Origin of the sequence: Massilia putida, from assembly GCF_001941825.1 — a bacterium.
GTDB classification, from domain to species: Bacteria; Pseudomonadota; Gammaproteobacteria; order Burkholderiales; family Burkholderiaceae_D; genus Telluria; species Telluria putida.
In genome coordinates this window covers 5,722,201-5,743,561 of record NZ_CP019038.1, presented here as the reverse complement: position 1 = coordinate 5,743,561, position 21,361 = coordinate 5,722,201, and the positions used below count along the sequence as shown (strand labels likewise).

The following is a 21,361-nucleotide window of genomic DNA, read 5'->3' as shown; positions in this document are numbered from 1 at the left end:
CGCTGTTCCGGAGTCATCCGGCCGGGTGGTATTTGGTTGATTACATGCATCGGTATCGGTCCTCTCCGTCAAACTCGCTTGAATAGCGAAATTCTCCGGACGAACGCTGACCGACACCATGAGGGAGTTTCGGGCGCGGGCGTACTGGTGCGGGCCTCTGCGAAAACGCCGCGCGAATCAGCCCGTCAAATGATGGGCCAGAACCGTTTTCATGAACTGGTTGCCCACGGGCGCGGACGACAGCAGGTTCCTGATCTGCGCCTTGACCTGCTGGGCATCCACCCCGGCCTTTGATGCCGCCTGCATCACGGCCGAGTAGGCGTCGAGCACATCGAGGCCGGTGATGTCATAGCCGTGCCCGAGCGAAATCCAGCGCAGTGATGCAAGGCCGGCAGCGACAGCAAAGTCAGGCTGACTTTCGGCAAAATCCCTGGCCGCGCGAGCCAGTGTGCGCGGGTCGGTCGGGCTGTGGGTGACCAATTCGATGGCAACGTCGAACAGGCCGGCATCCTTTGCGGCGGCGAACCACTTGCCTTCAGCACCTGGGGTGCTGGCAATCAGATCGCGCAGGATCTGTTCCGGCGGAATGCCCGGATATTTTTTGGCGATGGCGCGAAAGGTGGCGAGATTGGTCGTGCCTTGATTGGCTTCGATCGCATAGCGCCGGTACGCATCCTCCGCCATGCCCGATGACAGCAGGATGGCTTCGCAGGCCTCGGCAATCTGCCAGCCGGGGTCGTTCAGACCGCGCGACTGCTCGGCATATCGAACCGCCTCCGCTTTCTTCCCCATCGCTGCCAGCGCTTTGACGCCCCACTGGCGGTCGTGCCACCACTTGAAGGGCGCGCGCTCCAGCAGCGCGAGCAGTTGATCATGGCGACCGGCGGCGTAGAGCGAAGCCAGGCATGCGCTCGTCCCCTTGAAGAATCCGTGGCCGGCGGACCGGGGACTCCAGACGTGTTCGACCAACGGCAAGAACTCGTCGACCCACGCGAGCGCCATTTCCGGCGTGACGCACAACTCGCCCCAGTGCTCCCCGAGGGATTCGATGTAGGGCATCTCGTCGTCCTGCAGGGCCTGCCACAGGCGTTCGAGCCAACGTTGTCGAACACGCGTTTCGACATCAGCCTTGGCAATGATCGGCACCACGGTCTCGATGGCCTTGTTGACCGCCGAGCCCAGGGCGCCCGACGAGCTGTCGACCTGCTCCAGCGCCGGTGAGAGCTTCTCCAGCAGGGTCACGGCGCCCTCGGCAGCGAGCAACGGCTCCTTGCGCGCGACCTGCTTGATTTCCGCGAGGGCTTCCTTGATGCGCTGAATCGGCGTGTCAGATCGCCAGCCGAAGGCGTGACGGCGGAAGCGGGAACTGAACTGCCATTTGTGCGCGCTCATAATCTATCGCGCAGGGTATTGGCCGTTGCGGATGAATCGATCGAAGGTATCCTCCTCCGCCTCTTCATCATCATGCCGAGGCCGCTGCCATTCGGCGTCGGGCATCAGCAGCAGCGTCAGCGTGTAGTCGTACTGCCCGGCCACGCGTGTCATTTCGGTGACGGGCATGCTGCCAGGTTCGCGTGGAAACCAGTCCTGTGCCCGGCCCGTCTGTTGATCGCCTGCGTCCCAGCCGTTGTAGCTGTGTGCCAGCGCCTGGCGAGGCAACTCGATGGTGTTCTTGCGGGTGGCGAAGTAAGCGCCGGACCGAAGTGCCGCCTCGTTCGACTTGGCCCACAGCATGTGATCATCCCGGCTGGCCACCAACACGGCACGCTTCGGAGCGATTTCGGTCCAGCGCAAGGCGGCGGCTGTCAGCGAAACACCGTAGCGATCGGCGCAGTGGCCCAGCAGATCGAAGCTGATCGGCTGCCCATCCACCTGGCGCCGGAAATCATCCAGCGGCATCAACAGGGTCGAGGCGAACGAGTCGGATTCGGCCTCGATGTCGCGCCCATTGTTGTCCCCGGTTTCGATGTCGTCGCCACCGCACTCGAAGCGATCCTGTTGGTGGCGGTGCAGGAGGTAGTGTCCAAACTCGTGCGCAATGGTGAAACGCTTCCGACCTTCCGAGGCTGTTGCACTGTTGTAGAGGATCAGCCATTTCGAGCGCGACTTGTTGGCCGCCAACATGCCGTCGAAACCGTCCAGGTCTTCTCCCTGAACCTTGTCGATCGGCGAGGCGGCAAAACACTGGCGCGAATACTCCAGCGCCAGTTCATCGACCTTCACCGGAAATCGTTCGGTGCCCAGCACCGCGTTGAGCATCTTCGAGATGCGGTTGGCCTCGGCCATGGGCCTTTTCGCATCTGTCATTCGTCTTCCCATGCATCGAGGATTTTGCGGATCTTCTTCTTGTCCGGCTCGGACATGGCTTTGAATTTGCGGAAGAACGCCTCATCGAGTACCGCCTCGTCCGGCGTGGCCGAGGACTCCGTGAGCAGGAACTCGGTGGTGACCTCAAGCACCGCCGCGATCTTGCTGATCTTGTCGGCCGACGGCTTCGGATCGTCCTTGTTTTCCAGCTCCCATATATAGCTCTTGCTGGACTCGGTCAGCTCGGCCAATTGTTCAAGGCTGAGCTTTTTCTGCTTGCGCAGTGCACGGATCTTGTCGCCCAGGGGGGATGGCACCGTTTTCTCCTCATTCGTCTGCTTCAATCCAAAAATGATACCACTACACCGAACAAAACTGTACCTGCTTGACAAACCACTATCCGACCGGAAATAATCTGAATCGTTCGGTACGCCGAACGTTATCGGTCTGAAATCCCCAACAAGAAGACGGGGGCCTGGGCTGGTGCCAACCCAATCAAAACCTTGCAAAGGGGGAATGTCGATGAACGATGCTGAAAATCTGTCCAAGCTGCTCGGCCACCTGCCGCCGGCAGTCTTCCGTGAGTTCATGGTGGGGGAGTTCAGTCTGGCCATGCCGGAACTGGACAAAAAGCAGGGCAAGCAGGAACAGCGCGCCGTCATGGAGCAGGTACTGTCAGCCCTGACGGTGAGCGAGCGCCAAAAGATCGAGGAAGTGGCCGAGCGCATCGTGCTGCTGTCGGACGGCGCCGGGCAGGACGTCATCGAAGGCATCAGTCAGGACATCTTCGGCGACGCTGAAAAAGCGGCGTTTGCCGCCATCCCGAACCAATATGAACGCGCGCTGTGGCTTCACCTCCACGAGCCTGCACTGTTGGAGGAGGCATTGAACGCCCGTCAGGCCGATGTGTTCCGCCAGAGCGCGTCGTGCTATTCCGGTTACGTCGCACCCAAGGACCTCACGGTGCTGGACGACGCGGCAGCGCGGCAGGCATTCCATCAGGCCGTCGCTCAGCACCTTGGTTGCGCGGCGGACACTGTCGCCGTCCAGATCTTCAAGCGGCTGCGCCCCGACACACTCACCGGCGAAGACGTCGATCTTTACCAGGTCAGCGTGCATCACAACCGCCCGCCCGAGATCATCGATCGCGTCCAGGCCAGCGAACTCGTGCCGCAGGAGGTGATCCGTGCGGTCTCCTCTCACATCACGTATGAGCCAGCCAACGGCCATCTGGAGGTCTTGTCCAAAGACACCGACGGCCGCGAGGCGCTGGCACGGATCGTGGCGGATTCGCTGCTGCAGTCGCCCATCAGCGGCGACAAGATTCCGCTGAAGCAGTATGACTACCAGAGCCTGGCCGCGCCTCGCGCCTTCGACCTGTCCGGCGAGAACGTGGCATCGGTCAAGGTGATCGAGCTCGGCTACACCGCAGCCAACCATCGGTCCTTGCTGGTGAAGATCTGGGCCAAGGATGTTGACGACATCTACACCGCCGCCCGATCCCTGATTTCCCTGTCGTTCGATTTCCGCAACCACCACCTCAACTACGCGAAGCTGTCGATCCGCATCAAGAAGGTAGGCAAAGAGCGCGCGCGCACGATCGCGGTCATCCTGCGCGAGGACAACAAGTGCAACATTAAGACCAAGCGTGAAAAGGACCGGGCGCTGTGCGACCGTTTGCTGGCCAAGTGGCAGTTGGTGAAGGAGATCAGTGATGTCGCCGAAGAGCCTGTCGACGCGCTCGTTGCTTGACCTGCTGGTGCTGTTTGAACAGTCAGACAGCCCGATCCTGGACGCCGATGGCAATCGTCTGTACGGCGTACCGGGGTGGACTGTGGCCGCGACCACCTCGCTGGACCAGAGGGACTTGACGGCCTGGTCCGATCGAGTTGGTTACTCAGGCAGCTATTCCGTGCCTCATGGTGACGAGCGGACGCATGTCGACCTGCAGGAAACTGAAGACCCGAATTTCTACAGTTACCGGTGCCCCGAGACCTTCCGGATGAAGCGAGTCGGCGCGGATGCTGTCGCGGTGTTTGACGTCAACACGAACCGGCTCCTCAATGAGTTGGCCGACCTGCTGAACATCGCACAGGTTCTCCGCGCGCGCATCCAAAAGCCAAGAATCGAGCGCAAGCTATGGAATCTGGGCGACGCACGCATCGGCCCGGCTCTGACGCCTGTGTGGCTGGTACGTGGGCTGAGCGCCCACGTCGATGAGGTCTACCAGTCGCTTCTCGACACGAGGCTGCCTGACCAGGGCTTGATTCTGAGTGCTGGCCATGACCTGCCGCCCACCGTTCGGCCGCCACGCCATTACCGCGTCGCCTACCTCCGTGATGCACTGGTTGATTACTCACCCATGCCGCGTCTGGATGTGCACTACCTTGAGCGCATCCTGACCTCGAACGAGGACGGCATCAAACCTAGCGCGCTGCCGGTCGAATTTGCCAATGGCGTCCTGCGGATTCGCACGAAGACGGATACCTGGACAGTCAAGGGCGAGCACCAGCCACTCGCCGTGGCCTACATGTACGAGCAGGCACGGCAGGGCCGTTGGGAGTTGGATGCCAGCGAGATCCTCGCTGCGGCCTATCCCGCGCGCAGGACTGAGGAGGACCGCAAGGGACTCAAGATGCAAGACCTGTTCAAGGGCAATGACAAGTGGCGCGAGTTCATCGCCAACCCGACCAAGGGCAAGTACGCGTTCAATCTGTCCTGACCCAAAGCTATCACAGCCACTCCAAAACACCGCCTTCGGGCGGTGTTTTGCTTTCTGGAACCAGTAGAACCCCCTAAATCCTGCGCCCCCACATCGGCCCCCACATGGTGCTGATCGACGCCCCCACGCGTCGAATTCGACCATTCATTCACGAGTTCGCAACCACCTGAAGGAGCTAATCGTGAATGTCAAACACCTCAACCAACGCCAACTGGCGGACCGTTGGGACGTCAGCGAAGCAACGCTGGAACGCTGGCGGTCCGAAGGAATCGGTCCGGTCTTTCTGAAACTGCAAGGGCGTGTCCTGTACCGCCTTGAGGACGTCGAAGCCTTCGAGTCCGAGAGCCTGCGCAAGAGCACGTCCGAGCGCGTCGAAGCGGGAGGTGCGGCATGAGCCACCTCACACCCGATCAAGTGCTGGCCACGCCAGCCGGTGAACTCGCCCAGCGATCCGGCGAGTCGCTTTTCCAACTGAAGAACGATGCGGCCGATCTGCTGGCCGCTGCCAAAGCCATCGTCGAGCACGTCGATCGCGCCTTGGATCTCAAGTACGCCCAACGCGCTCATCAACTGCGTCTGGCGACCGGCAAGGACACCGGCGTCGTGCACTTCGATGACGGCCGTGTCCGCATCACTGCCGACCTGCCCAAGAAGGTCGAGTGGGATCAAGCAAAGCTCAACGACATCACCCGCCGCATCGCGGCCAACGGCGAAGACCCCGCCGAGTACGTCGAGATCAGCTACCGCGTCTCCGAGACCAAGTTCAACGCCTGGCCCGAGACGCTGAAGAGCGCGTTCGCCCCGGCGCGAACGCTCAAGACCGGCAAGCCCGGGTTCCGCCTTGCGCTGATTCAGGAGTGATCCCCATGAAAACCAAACCTACGCTGCTCGATCTGCTGCGCAAGCAGTCCGAGATGTACCTGCGGGATCTGCCGGAGACGATCCGCATCCCGGCGCTCGCTGACAACCGTGCCGATGAAGTGGTGCGCCCCTTGGAGGATGCGACCGTCGATGACCTGGCCTTCGCGATTCAAGGCATGGAGGCAGAGTCCCGCGCCCATCACCGCCGCCTGCAAGGTCTGCGTGACCTCTATGACCTCGCCCGCAAGCGCGGTGCCCTGGGCGTCACCACGGTCGCTACTGCGTTCGCCGACTTGGGTGCTGACGGAGGCCGGAAATGAGCCTGCCCATCATCACAGCCGACCAGCGTCTCGCCGAGCGTCGTGGCGTCAAGGGCGTGCTCGTCGGCAAGAGCGGCATCGGCAAGACCTCGCAGCTGTGGACCTTGAAGCCCACGGCGACGCTGTTCTTCGACCTCGAGGCCGGCGATCTCGCCGTCGAAGGCTGGGCGGGCGATGCGATCCGCCCTCGGACATGGCAGGAATGCCGCGACTTCGCCGTCTTCATCGGTGGCCCGAACCCGGCACTGCGCGAGGACCAGCCCTACAGCCAGGCGCACTTCGATGCAGTCTGCGCGCGCTTTGGCGACCCGTCGGCTCTGGACAAGTACGAGACCGTCTTCGTCGATTCGATCACCGTGGCCGGACGCTTGTGCCTGCAGTGGTGCAAGGGCCAGCCACAGGCCTACTCGGAGAAGACCGGCAAGCCCGACAGCCGTGGCGCCTACGGTTTGATGGGCCAGGAAATGATCGGCTGGCTCACCCACTTGCAGCACACCCGCCGCAAGAACGTGTGGTTCGTCGGCATCTTGAACGAGGCCCTGGATGACTTCAACCGCCGGGTGTTCTCGCTACAGATCGACGGCTCCAAGACCGGCCTCGAACTGCCCGGGATCGTCGACGAGGTCGTGACCCTGGCCGAGATCAAGGCCGACGACGGCAGCGGCTACCGCGCATTCGTCTGCCACACGCTCAACCCATGGAACTACCCGGCCAAGGACCGTTCCGGTCGGCTCGATGCCATCGAGGAGCCCCATCTCGGCCGCCTGATGGAAAAGATCGCCGGCCCTGCCAAGCCCGCCACCGAGCGACTCGATTTCGCTCGCCCCAATCCAGCGTCTGCCTCAGCGTCTGATTCAGCCGCCGCCCCCGAATCCACTTCGACTCAGGAGTCTTGATCATGACCTATTTCGATTTCAATTCCGCTTCCGAACAGACGTCCTTCGACCTGATCCCGAAGGGCACCTTGGTCCGCGTTCGCATGACCATCCGCCCGGGCGGCTTCGACGACGCATCCCAGGGTTGGACTGGCGGCTACGCCACCCGCAACGACAACACCGGTTCGGTCTACCTGAACTGCGAGTTCGTCGTGACGGACGGCGAGTTCGCCCGCCGCAAGATGTGGTCGCTCATCGGCCTGCACAGCCCCAAGGGGCCGGAATGGGCCAACATGGGCCGCACCTTCGTCAAGGCGATTCTCAACTCGGCGCGTGGGGTGCACCCCGGCGACAACAGTCCTGCTGCACAGAACGCGCGCCGCATCGGCGGATTCACCGATCTGGATGGCATCGAGTTCCTGGGCAAGGTCGACTGGGAGAAGGACCAGAACGGCCAAGACAAGAGCGTCATCAAGGCCGCCATCACGCCGGACCACAAGGACTACGCCGCGCTGATGGGCGGTGCGCGCCAGCCAGCACCTACGGCCCCCGCTGCCAGCGCCCCCAACGCCTATGCGCAGGCAACCGGCCGGGCACCCGTTCCGGGCCGCCCCAGCTGGGCGCAGTGACGGAGGGCCACGCTCATGATGCTCCGTCCCCGCCAATCCCTCCTGGTCGAGCGCACGCTTGCGGCGCTCGATGAGCACGGGAACACGCTGGCTGTCGCGCCGACCGGGTCGGGCAAGACCATCATGCTGTCGGCGGTCACCGGCAGTGTGTTGGCCGAGCCCGATGCGAAGGCCTGCATCCTTGCCCACCGCACTGAACTGACCGGTCAGAACCGCGACAAGTTCTCGCGTGTCAATCCCGGCATGAGCACGTCCGTGTTCGATGCCAACGAGAAGTCCTGGCGCGGTCAGGCGACGTTCGCGATGGTGCAGACCCTATCGCGCCAGGCGCACCTCGACCAGATGCCGACCTTGGATCTGCTCGTGATCGACGAGGCGCACCACGCTTCGTCACCGACCTACCGCGCCATCATCGACACGGTGCTGGCCCGCAATCCTCGGACTGGCATCTGCGGCCTGACCGCCACCCCGAATCGCGGTGATGGCAAGGGGCTGCGCGAGGTCTTCTCCAACGTGGCAGACCAGATCACCTTGGGCGAAATGATCACCGCCGGGCACCTCGTTCCGCCGCGCACGTTCGTGATCGACGTCGGCGTGCAGGACGCACTGCGCAACGTCCGCCGCACCGCGATGGACTTCGACATGGACGAGGTCGCGTCCATTCTCGACAAGCGGCTGATCACCGAAGCGGTGATCAAGCACTGGAAGGCGAATGCGTCGTCGCGCAAGACCATCGTCTTCTGCTCGACGGTCGCCCATGCGCAAAACGTCTGCGATGCCTTTGTCGAATCGGGCGTACACGCCGTGCTCGTCCACGGCGAGTTGTCCGACGCGGACCGAAAAGCGCGCCTGGCCGAGTACGAGTCTGGGTACGCCCAGGTCGTGGTCAATGTCGCGGTGCTGACCGAGGGCTATGACTACACGCCCACCAGCTGCGTCGTTCTGCTTCGCCCCAGTTCCTACAAGTCCACCTTCATCCAGATGGTCGGCCGTGGTCTGCGCACCGTGGACCCCGAGGAGTTCCCTGGCGTCATCAAGACCGATTGCATCGTGCTGGACTTCGGTACGGCCAGCTTGATGCATGGATCTCTCGAACAGGAAATCAGCCTCGACGGGCATCAGGGCGACGGTGATGCGCCGACCAAGGACTGCCCGGAGTGCGGCGCCATCGTTCCGCTGGCCTGCATGGAGTGCCCTCTGTGCGGCCACGTGTGGGAGCGCGAGCCGCAGGAGCTTGGCGTGCTGGCGGACTTCGTCATGAGCGAGATCGATCTGCTCAAGCGCTCCAACTTCCGCTGGTGCGACCTGTTCGGGCATGACGACGCGCTGATGGCCACGGGTTTCAGCGCCTGGGGCGGCATCTTCTTTCTCAATGGCCGCTGGCACGCCGTCGGCGGCGGCAAGGACTTGAGGCCGCACCTGTTGGCCGTCGGCGAGCGCACGGTGTGCATGGCCAAGGCCGACGACTGGCTCAACGAGCACGAATCCGCCGACTCCGCGCACAAGACCCGGCGCTGGCTGAACGAGCCGCCGACCGACAAGCAACTGCGCTACCTCCCCGAGCAGATGCGTGCGGACTTCGGGATGACCCGCTATCAGGCATCGGCCCTGTTGGCGTTCCAGTTCAACAAGTCGTCGATTCAGCGGCTGGTGGTAGCGGCCAACGACGGCCATCGGGAGGCCGCTTGAAATGCGCGATCTGCTACCGCAAGGCCAAGGGGTACGGCTGGTTCAACCCTCAGATCAAACCGGGCGACCCCAATCGCTACTCGAGCGAGTGGGTGTTCTGTTCGCGGCGTTGTCAGGACGCGTTCTGCAAGCTGATGAACAAGACGGAGGCACGCATGATCGATCCGAGTGACATGGAGCTGGCGGCCATGCGAGCGTGCCTGTCGCCGCTGGGTGAGTACGTCGGTTCCATCGGCATGGAGCGACCCTTGGCGGACTACACCCGGGATGAGGTGCTGACCCTGATCGATGTCGTCGTCACCGCCTATCAGGACCAGATGATCGACGAGCACGAGCGCATGGCCGCCAAGGATCGTGCCTTCCTGGAGGAGCGCCTGGCCCGTCAAGGGCAAGCCACTCCGAGGGGGGTGCCGTTCTGATGTTGGATTTCAACCACCGTCCCAAGATCCATGAGCAGATCGGCGCTCTCATCGATGCCGCGCTCGCCAGCGATCGTGATGGACAGGCTCCGCGTACCTACCTCGGCGCTTCGCGGCTGGGTGTGGCCTGCGAGCGCGCGCTGCAGTACGAGTACCTGCGCACACCTGTCGATCCCGGCCGCGAAATTCCCGGTCGCATCCTGCGCGTGTTTGAGGTCGGGCATGCGCTCGAAGATTTGGCCATTCGCTGGCTGCGGTTGGCCGGCTTCGACCTGTACACGCGCAAGGCCAGTGGAGGTCAATTCGGCTTTTCCGTGGCGAGCGGGCGCATCCAGGGCCACGTCGACGGCGTGATCAACGCCGCCCCCCGCGAGCTCGGGCTCCGGTGCCCGTCGCTGTGGGAATGCAAGACCATGAACGACAAGTCCTGGCGGGACACGGTCAAGCTCGGCGTCGCCCGATCCAAGCCGGTGTACGCGGCGCAGATGGCTGTCTACCAGGCCTACATGGAAGCCGCCATTCCCGGCATATCGCGCAACCCCGCGCTGTTCACCGCCATCAACAAAGACTCGCAGGAGATCTGGTTCGATCTGGTGCCATTCGATGGCGGACTGGCCCAGCGCATGTCCGATCGCGCGGTCCGGGTGATTTCCGCATCCGATGCCGGCGAGCTGTTGCCACGCCATGCGACGACCCCTACCCATTTCGAGTGCAAGTCGTGCTCCTGGCAAGACCGCTGCTGGGGGACGAAGTGACGACGAACGATATCGTGTGGCTGGACTTCAACGATGCGGCCGAACCTCGCAATGAACTCGTGAATGACACGGAGACGTTGCGTACTGGGTTGCTGGATCGGCTCGAAGCCGTCTTGCACTACCTGTTCCCGCAAGGCCGCATCCGGAGCGGCAAGTTCTACGTCGGCGACACCGACGGCTCGCCCGGCAAAAGCTTGGTCGTCGAGCTCGATGGTCCTCGTCGCGGTTTGTGGAAGGACTTCGCGACCGACGACGGGGGTGACGTCATCGACCTGTGGGCGCGATCCCATGGGCTGTCCACGCGCCAGGATTTTCCCCGTCTTGCCACGGAGATTCGCCAGTGGCTGGGTGTCGCACCGCCTGCACCGTCCATTGCTCCTCACGCGGTCCGTACCGTTGCTGTCGATGAGCTCGGCCCCTACACCGCGAAATGGGACTATCTCACGCCCGAGGGCGAGCTGATCGCCTGCGTGTACCGCTACGACCCACCGACCGGCAAGGAATACCGCCCCTGGGACGTGCGCGCCCGGATGTGGCGGGCACCCGATCCGCGCCCGCTCTACAACCTGCCGGCAATCTCAAAGCTGCAGGACGTGGTGCTGGTCGAGGGCGAGAAATGCGCCGATGCGCTGATCGCCAGCGGCATTGCGGCTACTACCGCGATGAACGGGGCCAGGGCGCCCATCGACAAGACCGACTGGCGACCGCTCGCTGGCCGCGCGGTGCTGATCTGGCCCGACCGCGACGCGCCAGGCTGGGACTACGCCGAGAACGCCGCACGCGCTTGTGTCGCGGCGGGCTGCACTTCCGTAGCCATTCTGGTGCCGCCCTCCGACAAGCCCGACAAGTGGGACGCGGCTGATGCCGTCGCCGAAGGCTTTGACTGCTGCGGGTTCATCGCACAGGGCGAGCGCCGTGTGGTCAAGGCGGCATTGCCCATGCTGCCGACGTTCACGCTGGGCGCACTGCTGGATGACGATTCGCCGCTGCCGCCCGATCTCATCACGCCGCGCGTGCTGACGCCGGCCGGAATGCTGGTCTTCGGCGGCGCGCCCAAGGTTGGCAAGAGCGACTTCCTGCTAGCGTGGCTGACCCACATGGCCGCTGGTGCCGCCTTTCTCGGCATGCGCCCGTCACGCCCTTTGCGCGTGTTCTACCTGCAGGCAGAGGTGCAGTACCACTACCTGCGCGAACGGGTCAAAGAGCTGCACATTCCACCCAGCCGGCTCCTGGATGCCCGCGCAAACTTCGTGGCCACGCCCCAGCTGCGCCTCGTGCTGGACGACGCCGGCCTCGCGCAGGTGATTCCTGCCATTGCGAATGCGTTTGGCGGCGAGCCTCCGGACATCATCGCCATCGATCCCATCCGCAATGTGTTCGATGGCGGCGACGCCGGTGGCGAAAACGACAACGGCGCGATGCTGTTTTTTCTCTCGCAGCGGGTGGACCGCCTTCGCCAGGCGGTGAATCCCGATGCGGGCGTGATCCTGGCACACCACACGAAGAAGCTGGGCAAGAAGCAGCTCGAGGAGGACCCGTTCCAGGCCTTGGCTGGCGCAGGCAGTCTGCGCGGCTATTACTCGAGCGGAATGCTGCTGTACCGGCCTGACGAACTGCGCACGACACGGCAAATCATCTTCGAGTTGCGCAATGGGCCTGGCATCCCCCTCAAGCACGTGGACAAGGTACAGGGGGAGTGGCGCGAGGTCGAACCCAACGAGCGATTGGTCATGCAGGAGTATGGCCAGCGGCTGGATGCCGAACGTCGTCGCAAACGCGACGCGATCCTGCAGATCTTGTTCGACGAGGCTGCGCAGGGGCACTGCTACACCGCCAATCAGTTCGCGGAAGGCTTTGAGGGCAAGGCGGGACTCGGCGGCGAGCGCACGATCCGCGAGCGGCTTTCAGCGCTCTCGACGCAGGGCTACATCAAGTATTTCCGCAATGCAGCGGACTATGGTCTGCCGCCAGCCCGAACCAAATTCGGTTACCTCTGCGTGGAAGGCATGGTCCTGCGCTCGGTGGCAGGCGAGCCCGATCCAGACACCGGCGAAGTGCCGTTACGCGAACTCGCCGTACAGCCCACCCACTTCAAATGCCCGCAATCGGGGGCCGCCTTGCCGGTCGAGAACCCCGAGGTGTGGGTTTACCAAGATGACATCAACGATCCTGAGGAGCCCGCATGAACACGCACCGACAAGTTGGCAAAACCATTGCCAACTTCCCCCTGTTTTTTGCCGACGTCGGCAAGTTGGCAAACGACTGCCAACTTCAATCCATTTCAAATCAACGCGTTGCGGAGCTGTCGGCAAATTGGCAAGTTGGCAGCGCCGCCAAATTGCCAACTTCAGCAAACCCGCATGGATGCTGGGTTTTCCGGGAATTCCAAGTTGGCGAAAACTCCCCCTCCTACTACGTAGGAGAGGGAACAGCAGTTCCCTCTACCTTACGAGGAGGGTTGCCTGGAGGTCGGGATGGGGTCGATCTGCCGGCGAACGGCAACTCGATCTTGGCGCTGGATCTCGGCACTCAGACCGGTTGGGCGCTGCTGTGCCGTGACTGCGACATCAGTAGTGGAACCGAAGGGTTCAAGCCGCAGCGTTTTGAGGGCGGTGGCATGCGCTACCTCCGCTTCAAACGCTGGCTCACCGAACTCAAGCAGGTTGCGGATGGTTTGGATGCCGTGTTCTTCGAAGAGGTCCGTCGCCATGCCGGCGTCGATGCCGCTCACGCATACGGCGGCTTCATGGCCCATTTGACCGCGTGGTGCGAACACCACCAGATCCCGTACCAGGGTGTGCCGGTCGGCACGATCAAGAAGCACGCCACCGGAAAAGGCAATGCGAGCAAGGACGAGATGGTCGCTGCCGCCCGGCTCCGTGGACATGCGCCTACGGATGACAACGAGGCCGATGCCCTGGCGATCCTGCACTGGGCCATCCAGATCTACCACGATGGACAGGAGGTGTGACATGAAGATCCCCACACCTCGGTACCGCAGCCCGCTGGGACGGCTCGTGCCAGAGCCCCGACGAGATCCCGAAGAGATCAAACGCGAGGGATGGCTCGACCAGCACATCCTCGTCATTTCACCCGAGGACACACGACTCGACTGGTTCGAGCGTGAGCTGCTCCGTCGCATTGGCAACCGCCTGTATGGGAACAAGGAGCATCGCCATGGCTGAATGGAGCATCGATGAACTGGCAGATCGTTTTGTCGAGGCTGCACGCACTGCACATCGATTGCCTCCTGTGCGGGTGCAAGGCTATTTCAACGTCTGGCCGACGATCGTGCGCACGGAGTTCGAACGCCTGGCCTGCGACGATCCTGCACCAGTCCGTTTTCCGCCGAGCCCTGCCGATGTCGACCGAATGCTGGAGGTCATGCGGTGGGTGCAGTGTCTGGAGATGGAGCAACGACACCTCGTGTGGATGCGGGCGGAGCGGTATCGCTGGTCAGAGATCGCCAAGCGCTTCGGCTGTGCACCGCGCACGGCACAACGACGATGGGACATGGCCCTGCATCTCGTGGCACTCCATCTGGCATCGGGAAATTAAGTGAAGTTGCTGGTGGCTGCTGACGAGCGCCAGCCATTGCTAACGCTTGATGGGATTGCACGCTTTCCGGGGTGTCGCGTTTTGCGGCGATCAGGGGTAAATTCTCTCTATGGTTGCGAGAGCTGTGTCTCGCATCGAATCGACTTGTAGCCCGCCCGGAGCATCGCTCTCGGCGGGTTTTTTCATTTATGGATGCCGATGAGCGCACTGCAGATCCACTACCGATCGATCGACTCGCTGATCCCGTATGCCCGCAATGCCAAGCAGCACTCGGATGCCCAGGTCGCGCAGATCGCCGCCAGCATACGCGAGTTCGGTTGGGGTGCGCCGATCCTGATCGATGGCAAGAACAATGTGATCGCCGGCCACGGCCGCCTGCTGGCGGCCCGCAAGCTGGGCATGACGGAGGTGCCGGTCGTCCCTCTGGATCATCTGACGGACACGCAGCGCCGGGCACTGATCCTGGCCGACAACAAGATCGGCGAGAACGCCTCCTGGGAAGACGAACTGCTGGGCATTGAGTTGTCCGAATTGAAGGACGCCGGCTTCGATCTCGGACTGACGGGCTTTTCTCCGGAAGAATGGGAAGCGCTGATCGCAGGCGACGAAGCCACCAAGGACGGGCTCGCCGACGACGATGCCGTGCCGGAGGTGCCCGAGACACCCATCTCCAAGACGGGCGACGTGTGGTTGCTGGGCGATCACAAGCTGCTGTGTGGCGACGCCACCAAGGCGGACGACTACAAGCTGCTGCTCGGTGACGAATTGCCAGACATGGCTTTCACCGATCCACCCTACAACGTGAACTACGCCAACACCGCCAAGGACAAATTGCGCGGCAAGAACCGTCCGATCCTGAACGACAACCTGGGCGACGGCTTCGAAGCATTCCTGCTTGCCGCCTGTCAGAACATCTTGGGCGTGACCAAGGGCGCGGTCTACGTGGCCATGAGTTCCAGCGAACTCGACACCCTGCAATCGGCCTTCCGCTCTGCCGGCGGTCGTTGGTCGACCTTCATCATCTGGGCCAAGAACACCTTCACCCTCGGCCGCGCCGACTATCAGCGCCAGTACGAGCCCATTCTCTACGGTTGGCGCGATGGCACCGATCACTACTGGTGTGGCGCCCGCGATCAGGGCGATGTCTGGAACATCAAGAAGCCAGCCAAGAACGACTTGCACCCGACCATGAAGCCGGTGGAACTCGTCGAACGCGCGGTGCGCAACAGCAGCAAGACGAAAGACATCGTGCTCGATCCGTTCGGCGGTTCCGGCTCGACGCTGATCGCCTGCGAAAGATCTGGCCGACGGGCACGCCTGATCGAACTCGATCCGAAGTACGTCGACGTGATCGTGCGCCGCTGGCAGGACTACACCGGGCAAGAAGCGATACGCGCCAGCGATGGCGCGAAATTCGGTCCGACGCTCGAGGCTGATCAGCCGGTGATGGCGTAAATCCGTTCGCCACCGCTCTCCTTGGTCGATGTGATCGTCAGGCCGAGCTTCTTCTTGAAGGCGCCGGCAAAGGTGCCGCGCACGGTATGCGCCTGCCATCCCGTGGCCTCGCAGATCTGCGCGATCGTGGCGCCTTCGGGTCGCTTGAGCATCGCGATCACCTGGGCTTGCTTGCTGTTCTCCCGGGTGCGTGGCTTGGCCTGCTCGATGGCTTCGTCGATCACTTTGGCGCTGACCGGCGCCTTGCGCGGAACACCCAGCGCGTCGTAACCCTCGGCGGCGATGAACCAGTCGCCGCCCGTGTTCGTGATCAGGGCGCGATTGGACAGTCCGCCGAGCACCTTCTTGCGCGCGCCGCCTTTGATGTGGTCCGGGAACCAGGTGATCTTGCCCTCGGTGTGTTGATGGGCGTAGGCCAGGATGGCGTGCTGGGCGGGAGTGAGTTGCATGGTCATGGCGATCTCCTGAAGTTCAGACGTTGTGGATTTGTTTGGCACGGTCGAAGCCGACCCAGTTGCCTTTGTCATCGAGGCCGCGCGATGCGAGTTCTTCGCGGGCCAGTCGGTTGAGGTCGATCTCACCTCGGGCTGCGGCGGCGAGCACCTTGGTCAGCGCGGTCTGGATGAAGCCGATCTCGTCGACCGTGAATTCGTTGCTGGTGTAGGCCATTCGCTGGACTCCTTCGGGTGGTTGATGGTGTTCGTATGAACGCTTCATTCCGCCGAGAAGCCAAGCACTGTTTCCGCATTCGTCGCTTCTTTCTTGAACTGGCCCTCGATGCCCCGCAAAGCTCCCACGCCCTGTCGCCACCCCGGTTGCGGCAAGCTGGTCCAGGACGGCTCCGGCTACTGCGCCGACCACCAACGCGAGAAGGTTGGCTGGTACCAGGACCGGCGCAACGCGCACCAGCGCGGGTACGGCGCGAAATGGCAGAAGCTGCGCGCCTTCGTCATGCGACGCGACCAAGGACTGTGCCAGCCGTGCAAACGTTCCGGACGCCTGACGCCGGCCGTAGCGGTGGACCACGTCGTGCCCAAGTCACAAGGCGGCACCGATCACCCCGACAACTGCCAGGCGATCTGCCACCGCTGCCACGTGCTCAAGACGGCCCAGGAATCGCGCCAGCCGCGTGATCCGGTGGCCAAGCCCGGGGTGCCCGGCAACGACAGCTTTTGATGCTCCCCGGTAGGGGGGTGAATTCCTTGGGCGCTAATCGCAAAAGACCGCGCGCCCAGTCAAATTTTTTCGCGTGCAAATTGAAACAGGGGGGACTCCCCCTTCGAGGACCCGACTTCCATGGCCGGACGCAAGCCGCTGCCCACCACCGTCAAGCAAATCAAGGGAACGCTGCAGAAGTGCCGCACCAACCTGCGCGAGCCCAAACCGCAAGGGGATCTGGTCGAGCCGCCCGAGTACATGAGCGAGGGCGCGAAGTCCGCCTGGCGCTACGCGCTGGAATGCGCGCCGCCGCATCTCCTGAAGCGCCTCGACATGTCGGTACTGGAAGTGTGGGCCTGCGCCGCCGACCTGTACCGCAAAGCGCAAGCCGGCATCAGCAAGACGGGATTGCTGGTGAAGGCGCCCAACACCGGCGTGCCGATGCAGTCGCCGTACTTGGCCATCGCCAACAAGCAGGCGCAGATCATGACCAAGGCGGCGACCGAGATGGGCTTCACGCCGGCCTCGCGCTCGCGTGTCACGCTGCCCATGGAGGCGGCCGAGGACGACCTCGATCCCTGGGCGGACATCGCTGGGTAGGCGGGCTGATGGCAACCACGAACTACGCCACCGCCGCCCGTCGCTACGCCGAAGCCGTGGTCGCCGGAGAAATTCTGGCTTGCCGCTGGGTGCAGCGGGCCTGCCAGCGTCAACTGGATGACCTGGCGCGGTACACGGGCAAGGCCAGTCCTTATCGCTTCAACCCGAAGTTGAAGGACAAGGAAGGCCGCACCTTTCAGCCGGCCGACAACCTGTGTGCCTTCATCGAGCGGCTGCCACACGTCAAGGGGCCGCTGGCCGGCGAACCGATCAGCCTGGAGCCGTGGCAGGTATTCATCCTGTCCACCGTATTCGGCTGGGTGAAGTCCGATGGTAAGCGGCGCTTTCGGCGCTCCTACATCGAGGTGCCGCGCGGCAATGCCAAGTCCACATTGTCCTCGGCTGTGGGCCTGTACATGCTGGCCGCCGATGGCGAGGGTGGCGCCGAGGTGTATAGCCTCGCCACCACACGGGACCAGGCACGCATCGTGTTCGGCGACGCACAGACGATGGCACGGCGCAGCGCCGGTTTTCGCAGCCGGTTTTCAGTGAACGTGGGCGCGCACAACATGCATGTGCTGGCCAGCGGTTCCAAGTTCGAGGCGCTGTCAGCCGAGGGCTCGACGCTGGACGGCCTGAACATCCATTTCGGCTGCGTCGATGAGCTGCACGCGCACAAGACGCGCACGGTCTACGACGTGGTCGAAACTGGTACCGGTAAACGCGACAACTCGCTGCTCTGGGTGATCACGACCGCCGGCAGCAACCGCGCCGGCATCTGCTACGAGGTGCGCACCTTCGTCACCAAGCTACTCGACGGGGTGATCCAGGACGACACCCAGTTCGGAATCATCTACGGACTGGATGACGACGACGCCTGGGATACCGAGCCGGCGCTGATCAAGGCAAATCCCAACTGGGGCATCTCGGTGCGTCCGGAGGTGTTGGGGCCGCTGCAGGCCAAGGCCATGCAATTGCCCAGCGCCATCAACAACTTCAAGACCAAGCACCTCAACGAGTGGGTCAACGCCGACACGGCGTGGATGGACATGCGGGCCTGGGATGCCTGTGGCGACTCCACGCTGGACCTGGATGCCTTTGAGGGCCAGCCGTGCTGGATCGGCCTGGATCTGGCCAGCAAGACCGACATTGCTGCCCTCGTGCTGGTGTTCCAGCATCCGGATATCGCTGATGCCTACGCGGTGTTCGGCAAGTACTACCTGCCGGAGGACACGGTCCAGGCCGCCGGCAACAGCCAGTATCCCGGCTGGATGCGCACTGGGCGCCTAACGGTGACACCGGGCAACGTCATCGATTTCAGCTGGATCGAGGCCGACCTGACCGCCATGGCATCGCGCTTCTCTGTGCAAGCCGTGGCCTTCGATCCATTCCAGGCCACGCAGCTGTCGACGCGAATGCTGGCCGAAGGCTTGCCGATGATCGAGGTGCGCCCGACGGTGCTCAATTTCAGCGAGCCGATGAAGACGCTGGAGGCGCTGGTGCTGCAGAAGAAGCTCGTTCACGACGGCGATCCGGTGCTGGCGTGGATGGCCAGCAACGTGGTCGCGCATCTGGACGCCAAGGACAACATCTACCCGAGGAAGGAGCGCCCGGAGAACAAGATCGACGGCATCGTCGCCCTGATCATGGCGATCTCGCGCGCGATCAAACCGGGTGACGGCATCGTGATCGACAGCAGCTACGAAGTGATGGTGCTGTGATGGGCCGGCTCGCCGATTTCTTCCGCCGCTTCGGTCCCAGCGCCGACTCCGACGACCGCAGCCCGTGGGGATCGTTCTGGTTTGAGCCGGTCACGATGCGTACCACCAGCGGCGCGCGCATCTCATCTGAGACAGCCCTGCGGCTGTCGGCCGTCTACGCCTGCGTGCGCATCCTGGCCGAGAGCATGGCGTCGCTGCCGTTCATCCTGTACCGACCAGGCAAGAAGGGTGGCAAGGTCGAAGTGACGGATCACTGGCTGTACCGGCTGTTCCACATCCGACCGAACCGGTTCCAGAACCCGTTCGAGTGGCGCGAGATGCTGATGGGGCATCTGGCGCTGCGCGGCAATGCGTTCTGTCGCATCGTCAGCAACGCCGCTGGCGAGATCACCGACCTGATTCCGGTCCACCCGGATCGGGTGAGCCTGGTGCTCTCGAACACGCAGGCAGATGACTACAGCTACCGAATCCTCGACCGTTTTGGAAACCAGACCATATTGCCGCGCGGTGCGGTGTGGCACCTGCGGGGTCTGTCCTCCGACGGCATGATCGGCCTATCGCCCATCGAGATGGCACGAGAGAGTTTCGGGCTGGCCCTGGCCGCCCAAGACTACGGCTCGCGCTTCTTCGCCAACGACGCCAAGCCCACCGGTGGCTGGATCGAATATCCAGGCACCTTCAAGGACAAGCCCGCCCGCGACAACTTCCGCGAGTCCTACCAGAACGCGCAAGGCGCAATGAATCGCGGCAAAGTGCTGGTGCTGGAAGCCGGCATGAAATACCACGAAGTCGGCGTCACCAACAAGGAGGCGCAGTTCCTGGAGCTCAGGAAATTCCAGGTCACAGACATCGCGCGCCTGTTCCGCGTGCCGCCGCACATGATCGCGGACCTGGACCGGGCGACCAACAACAACATCGAGCAGCAGTCGATCGAGTTCGTGCGCTACACCATGCGGCCGTGGGCCGAGCGCTGGGAGGCCAGCATCCGCGCCGACCTGATGCTCGACGACGAAGGCCTGGACTGCGAATTCGACTTCGCCGCCTTGATGCGCGGTGATGCCAACAGCCGGGCGACCTATTACTCGGCGATGGTCAGTATGGGCGCGCTCACGCGCAACGAGGTGCGCCTGGCGGAGAACTACGCGCCGCTGCCAGGACTGGACGAGCCGCTGGTCGCGCTCAACATGGGCGCGACGGGTCCCAACCAGCAACCGGCCCAGGCGCCGCCGCCGGACGACGACAACGCAGAGCCCAACAAGATCAACGACAGAGAAGATGACGATGAAACGTGAACTGCTGCTGGCCGAGTTCCTGGCCACGCCGTGGGCCTTGATGCCGGAGCGGCTGAATGCACTGACCGCCGTCTTCGGGCGGTGGGCCAGAAATGAGCCGGCCGGCGACGACATCCTCGCTCGCGTGATGGCGGACCGTGATGCACGCCAACTCAAACGCCAAGCGGCACAGTCCGCCGGCGGCAATGGCATCGCGGTGCTGCCGCTGTATGGCGTCGTCACCCAGCGCGGCAACATGGTCGACGACGTCTCCGGCCCGGGCACCACCAGCACACAGATGTTTGGCGCCGCCTTGCGCCAAGCGCTCGCTGACGACACTGTCGGCCAGATCCTGATCGACATCGACAGCCCAGGCGGCAGTGTCTACGGCGTGGCCGAGCTTGCCGATCAGATCCAGTCGGCGCGCGCGGCCAAACCTGTGGTGGCGATCGCCAACAGCCTGGCGGCCAGTGCGGCCTATTGGATCGGCTGTGCCGCCGCCGAGCTCTACGTCACGCCCGGTGGCGAAGTCGGCTCCATCGGCGTGTGGCAGGCGCATTTCGACTATTCGCAGGCGCTGGCCACCGACGGCGTGACGCCCACGCTGATCTCGGCCGGCAAGTACAAGGTCGAGGGCAACCCCTACGAGCCGCTGAACGAGGAGGCGCGTGGCTTCATGCAATCGCGCGTGGATGACTACTACGGCGCGTTTACGAAAGCCGTCGCCAAGGGGCGCGGCCAGCCAATCGCCAGTGTGCGCGAGGGCATGGGCCAAGGCCGTGTGCTCGGTGCGGACGCCGCGCTCGCGCAAAAGATGGTCGACGGCATCGCCACCTTCGACGAGGTGGTCTCGATGATGCAGAAGCGTGGCCGGGCGCAGAACCGTGCCACGTCCCGTCTCACGCAAGCCAGGAACACGCTGGCCTTGATTTGATTTCTGCCTGCCGGGCAATGCTCGGCAGGACCAACGAACAGCCGCCCAGGGAAACCTCGGCGGCTTTTTTCATACCCGCTCAGGTGG

25 protein-coding genes are annotated in these 21,361 nt (G+C 63.3%); 20 read left to right on the top strand and 5 right to left on the bottom strand.

Features of this window, described 5'->3' with window-relative positions:
• Window positions 1–177 precede the first annotated feature (177 nt).
• From BVG12_RS27800 to BVG12_RS27790, 3 genes are read right to left on the bottom strand one after another with little or no spacing between them, the layout of a single operon-like run.
• The gene (locus BVG12_RS27800) at window positions 178–1,392 is read right to left on the bottom strand and encodes a hypothetical protein (RefSeq protein ID WP_075795225.1); all 1,215 of its coding nucleotides are present in this window, start codon (window positions 1,390–1,392) and stop codon (window positions 178–180) included.
• 3 nt (window positions 1,393–1,395) lie between these two features.
• Window positions 1,396–2,286, bottom strand: coding sequence for an ImmA/IrrE family metallo-endopeptidase (locus tag BVG12_RS27795; RefSeq protein WP_229503736.1), 891 nt, complete (start codon window positions 2,284–2,286; stop codon window positions 1,396–1,398).
• Window positions 2,287–2,303: 17 nt separating this feature from the next.
• The gene (locus BVG12_RS27790) at window positions 2,304–2,624 is read right to left on the bottom strand and encodes a helix-turn-helix domain-containing protein (protein WP_075795223.1); all 321 of its coding nucleotides are present in this window, start codon (window positions 2,622–2,624) and stop codon (window positions 2,304–2,306) included.
• A gap of 205 nt (window positions 2,625–2,829) precedes the next feature.
• Between BVG12_RS27790 and BVG12_RS27785 the strand changes: the two genes are divergently transcribed.
• The 15 genes from BVG12_RS27785 to BVG12_RS27715 all read left to right on the top strand — a co-directional run bounded on the left by BVG12_RS27785 (window position 2,830) and on the right by BVG12_RS27715 (window position 15,590).
• Window positions 2,830–4,059 carry a hypothetical protein gene (locus BVG12_RS27785; RefSeq protein WP_075796605.1) on the top strand — a complete coding sequence of 410 codons (1,230 nt, stop codon included), beginning with the start codon at window positions 2,830–2,832 and terminating at the stop codon, window positions 4,057–4,059.
• On the top strand, window positions 4,022–5,029 hold the full coding sequence (locus BVG12_RS27780) for a hypothetical protein (protein WP_075795222.1): 1,008 nt from the start codon (window positions 4,022–4,024) through the stop codon (window positions 5,027–5,029). Before BVG12_RS27785 ends, BVG12_RS27780 begins: the two co-directional genes overlap by 38 nt.
• A 181-nt stretch (window positions 5,030–5,210) precedes the next feature.
• Window positions 5,211–5,423, top strand: a complete 213-nt coding sequence (locus BVG12_RS27775; RefSeq protein WP_075795221.1) for a helix-turn-helix domain-containing protein — start codon at window positions 5,211–5,213, stop codon at window positions 5,421–5,423.
• Window positions 5,420–5,890, top strand: a complete 471-nt coding sequence (locus BVG12_RS27770; RefSeq protein ID WP_075795220.1) for a hypothetical protein — start codon at window positions 5,420–5,422, stop codon at window positions 5,888–5,890. Before BVG12_RS27775 ends, BVG12_RS27770 begins: the two co-directional genes overlap by 4 nt.
• Before the next feature lie 5 nt (window positions 5,891–5,895).
• The gene (locus BVG12_RS27765) at window positions 5,896–6,210 is read left to right on the top strand and encodes a hypothetical protein (protein ID WP_075795219.1); all 315 of its coding nucleotides are present in this window, start codon (window positions 5,896–5,898) and stop codon (window positions 6,208–6,210) included.
• Window positions 6,207–7,106: an ATP-binding protein gene (locus BVG12_RS27760; protein WP_075795218.1), complete on the top strand. Its 900-nt coding sequence runs from the start codon at window positions 6,207–6,209 to the stop codon at window positions 7,104–7,106. The genes BVG12_RS27765 and BVG12_RS27760 overlap by 4 nt, the downstream gene beginning before the upstream one ends.
• 2 nt (window positions 7,107–7,108) lie before the next feature.
• Window positions 7,109–7,714, top strand: coding sequence for a hypothetical protein (locus BVG12_RS27755; protein WP_075795217.1), 606 nt, complete (start codon window positions 7,109–7,111; stop codon window positions 7,712–7,714).
• A 15-nt stretch (window positions 7,715–7,729) separates the two neighbouring features.
• Entirely contained in the window at window positions 7,730–9,403 is a 1,674-nt protein-coding gene (locus tag BVG12_RS27750; RefSeq protein WP_075795216.1) for a DEAD/DEAH box helicase, read from the top strand.
• A complete protein-coding gene (locus tag BVG12_RS27745; RefSeq protein WP_075795215.1) occupies window positions 9,400–9,822 on the top strand; it encodes a DUF6511 domain-containing protein in 423 nt (140 codons plus the stop codon). Before BVG12_RS27750 ends, BVG12_RS27745 begins: the two co-directional genes overlap by 4 nt.
• The gene (locus BVG12_RS27740; RefSeq protein ID WP_075795214.1) at window positions 9,822–10,577 is read left to right on the top strand and encodes a hypothetical protein; all 756 of its coding nucleotides are present in this window, start codon (window positions 9,822–9,824) and stop codon (window positions 10,575–10,577) included. Before BVG12_RS27745 ends, BVG12_RS27740 begins: the two co-directional genes overlap by 1 nt.
• Window positions 10,574–12,763 carry an AAA family ATPase gene (locus BVG12_RS27735; protein WP_229503735.1) on the top strand — a complete coding sequence of 730 codons (2,190 nt, stop codon included), beginning with the start codon at window positions 10,574–10,576 and terminating at the stop codon, window positions 12,761–12,763. Before BVG12_RS27740 ends, BVG12_RS27735 begins: the two co-directional genes overlap by 4 nt.
• A gap of 272 nt (window positions 12,764–13,035) precedes the next feature.
• Window positions 13,036–13,548 carry a crossover junction endodeoxyribonuclease RuvC gene (locus BVG12_RS27730; protein WP_179966300.1) on the top strand — a complete coding sequence of 171 codons (513 nt, stop codon included), beginning with the start codon at window positions 13,036–13,038 and terminating at the stop codon, window positions 13,546–13,548.
• A 1-nt stretch (window position 13,549) separates the two neighbouring features.
• Window positions 13,550–13,762: a hypothetical protein gene (locus tag BVG12_RS27725; protein WP_075795213.1), complete on the top strand. Its 213-nt coding sequence runs from the start codon at window positions 13,550–13,552 to the stop codon at window positions 13,760–13,762.
• On the top strand, window positions 13,755–14,135 hold the full coding sequence (locus BVG12_RS27720; protein ID WP_075795212.1) for a DUF6362 family protein: 381 nt from the start codon (window positions 13,755–13,757) through the stop codon (window positions 14,133–14,135). The genes BVG12_RS27725 and BVG12_RS27720 overlap by 8 nt, the downstream gene beginning before the upstream one ends.
• A gap of 192 nt (window positions 14,136–14,327) precedes the next feature.
• Window positions 14,328–15,590 carry a site-specific DNA-methyltransferase gene (locus BVG12_RS27715; protein ID WP_156895756.1) on the top strand — a complete coding sequence of 421 codons (1,263 nt, stop codon included), beginning with the start codon at window positions 14,328–14,330 and terminating at the stop codon, window positions 15,588–15,590.
• Here the strand turns inward: BVG12_RS27715 and BVG12_RS27710 are convergent.
• Both BVG12_RS27710 and BVG12_RS27705 read right to left on the bottom strand, forming a co-directional pair.
• Window positions 15,572–16,045, bottom strand: coding sequence for a DUF3489 domain-containing protein (locus BVG12_RS27710; RefSeq protein WP_075795210.1), 474 nt, complete (start codon window positions 16,043–16,045; stop codon window positions 15,572–15,574). The genes BVG12_RS27715 and BVG12_RS27710 overlap by 19 nt on opposite strands.
• A gap of 16 nt (window positions 16,046–16,061) precedes the next feature.
• Window positions 16,062–16,259, bottom strand: a complete 198-nt coding sequence (locus BVG12_RS27705) for a hypothetical protein (RefSeq protein ID WP_075795209.1) — start codon at window positions 16,257–16,259, stop codon at window positions 16,062–16,064.
• A gap of 108 nt (window positions 16,260–16,367) precedes the next feature.
• Here BVG12_RS27705 and BVG12_RS27700 point away from each other — a divergent pair, with 108 nt between their 5' ends.
• From BVG12_RS27700 to BVG12_RS27680, 5 genes are all read left to right on the top strand, one after another.
• Window positions 16,368–16,766: an HNH endonuclease gene (locus BVG12_RS27700; RefSeq protein ID WP_075795208.1), complete on the top strand. Its 399-nt coding sequence runs from the start codon at window positions 16,368–16,370 to the stop codon at window positions 16,764–16,766.
• A 120-nt stretch (window positions 16,767–16,886) separates the two neighbouring features.
• The gene (locus BVG12_RS27695; RefSeq protein WP_075795207.1) at window positions 16,887–17,348 is read left to right on the top strand and encodes a phage terminase small subunit P27 family; all 462 of its coding nucleotides are present in this window, start codon (window positions 16,887–16,889) and stop codon (window positions 17,346–17,348) included.
• A gap of 8 nt (window positions 17,349–17,356) precedes the next feature.
• On the top strand, window positions 17,357–19,069 hold the full coding sequence (locus tag BVG12_RS27690; RefSeq protein ID WP_075795206.1) for a terminase large subunit: 1,713 nt from the start codon (window positions 17,357–17,359) through the stop codon (window positions 19,067–19,069).
• Window positions 19,069–20,361, top strand: a complete 1,293-nt coding sequence (locus BVG12_RS27685) for a phage portal protein (RefSeq protein WP_075795205.1) — start codon at window positions 19,069–19,071, stop codon at window positions 20,359–20,361. Before BVG12_RS27690 ends, BVG12_RS27685 begins: the two co-directional genes overlap by 1 nt.
• Window positions 20,351–21,274 carry a S49 family peptidase gene (locus BVG12_RS27680; RefSeq protein WP_075796602.1) on the top strand — a complete coding sequence of 308 codons (924 nt, stop codon included), beginning with the start codon at window positions 20,351–20,353 and terminating at the stop codon, window positions 21,272–21,274. The genes BVG12_RS27685 and BVG12_RS27680 overlap by 11 nt, the downstream gene beginning before the upstream one ends.
• The last annotated feature ends 87 nt before the right edge of the window (window positions 21,275–21,361 follow it).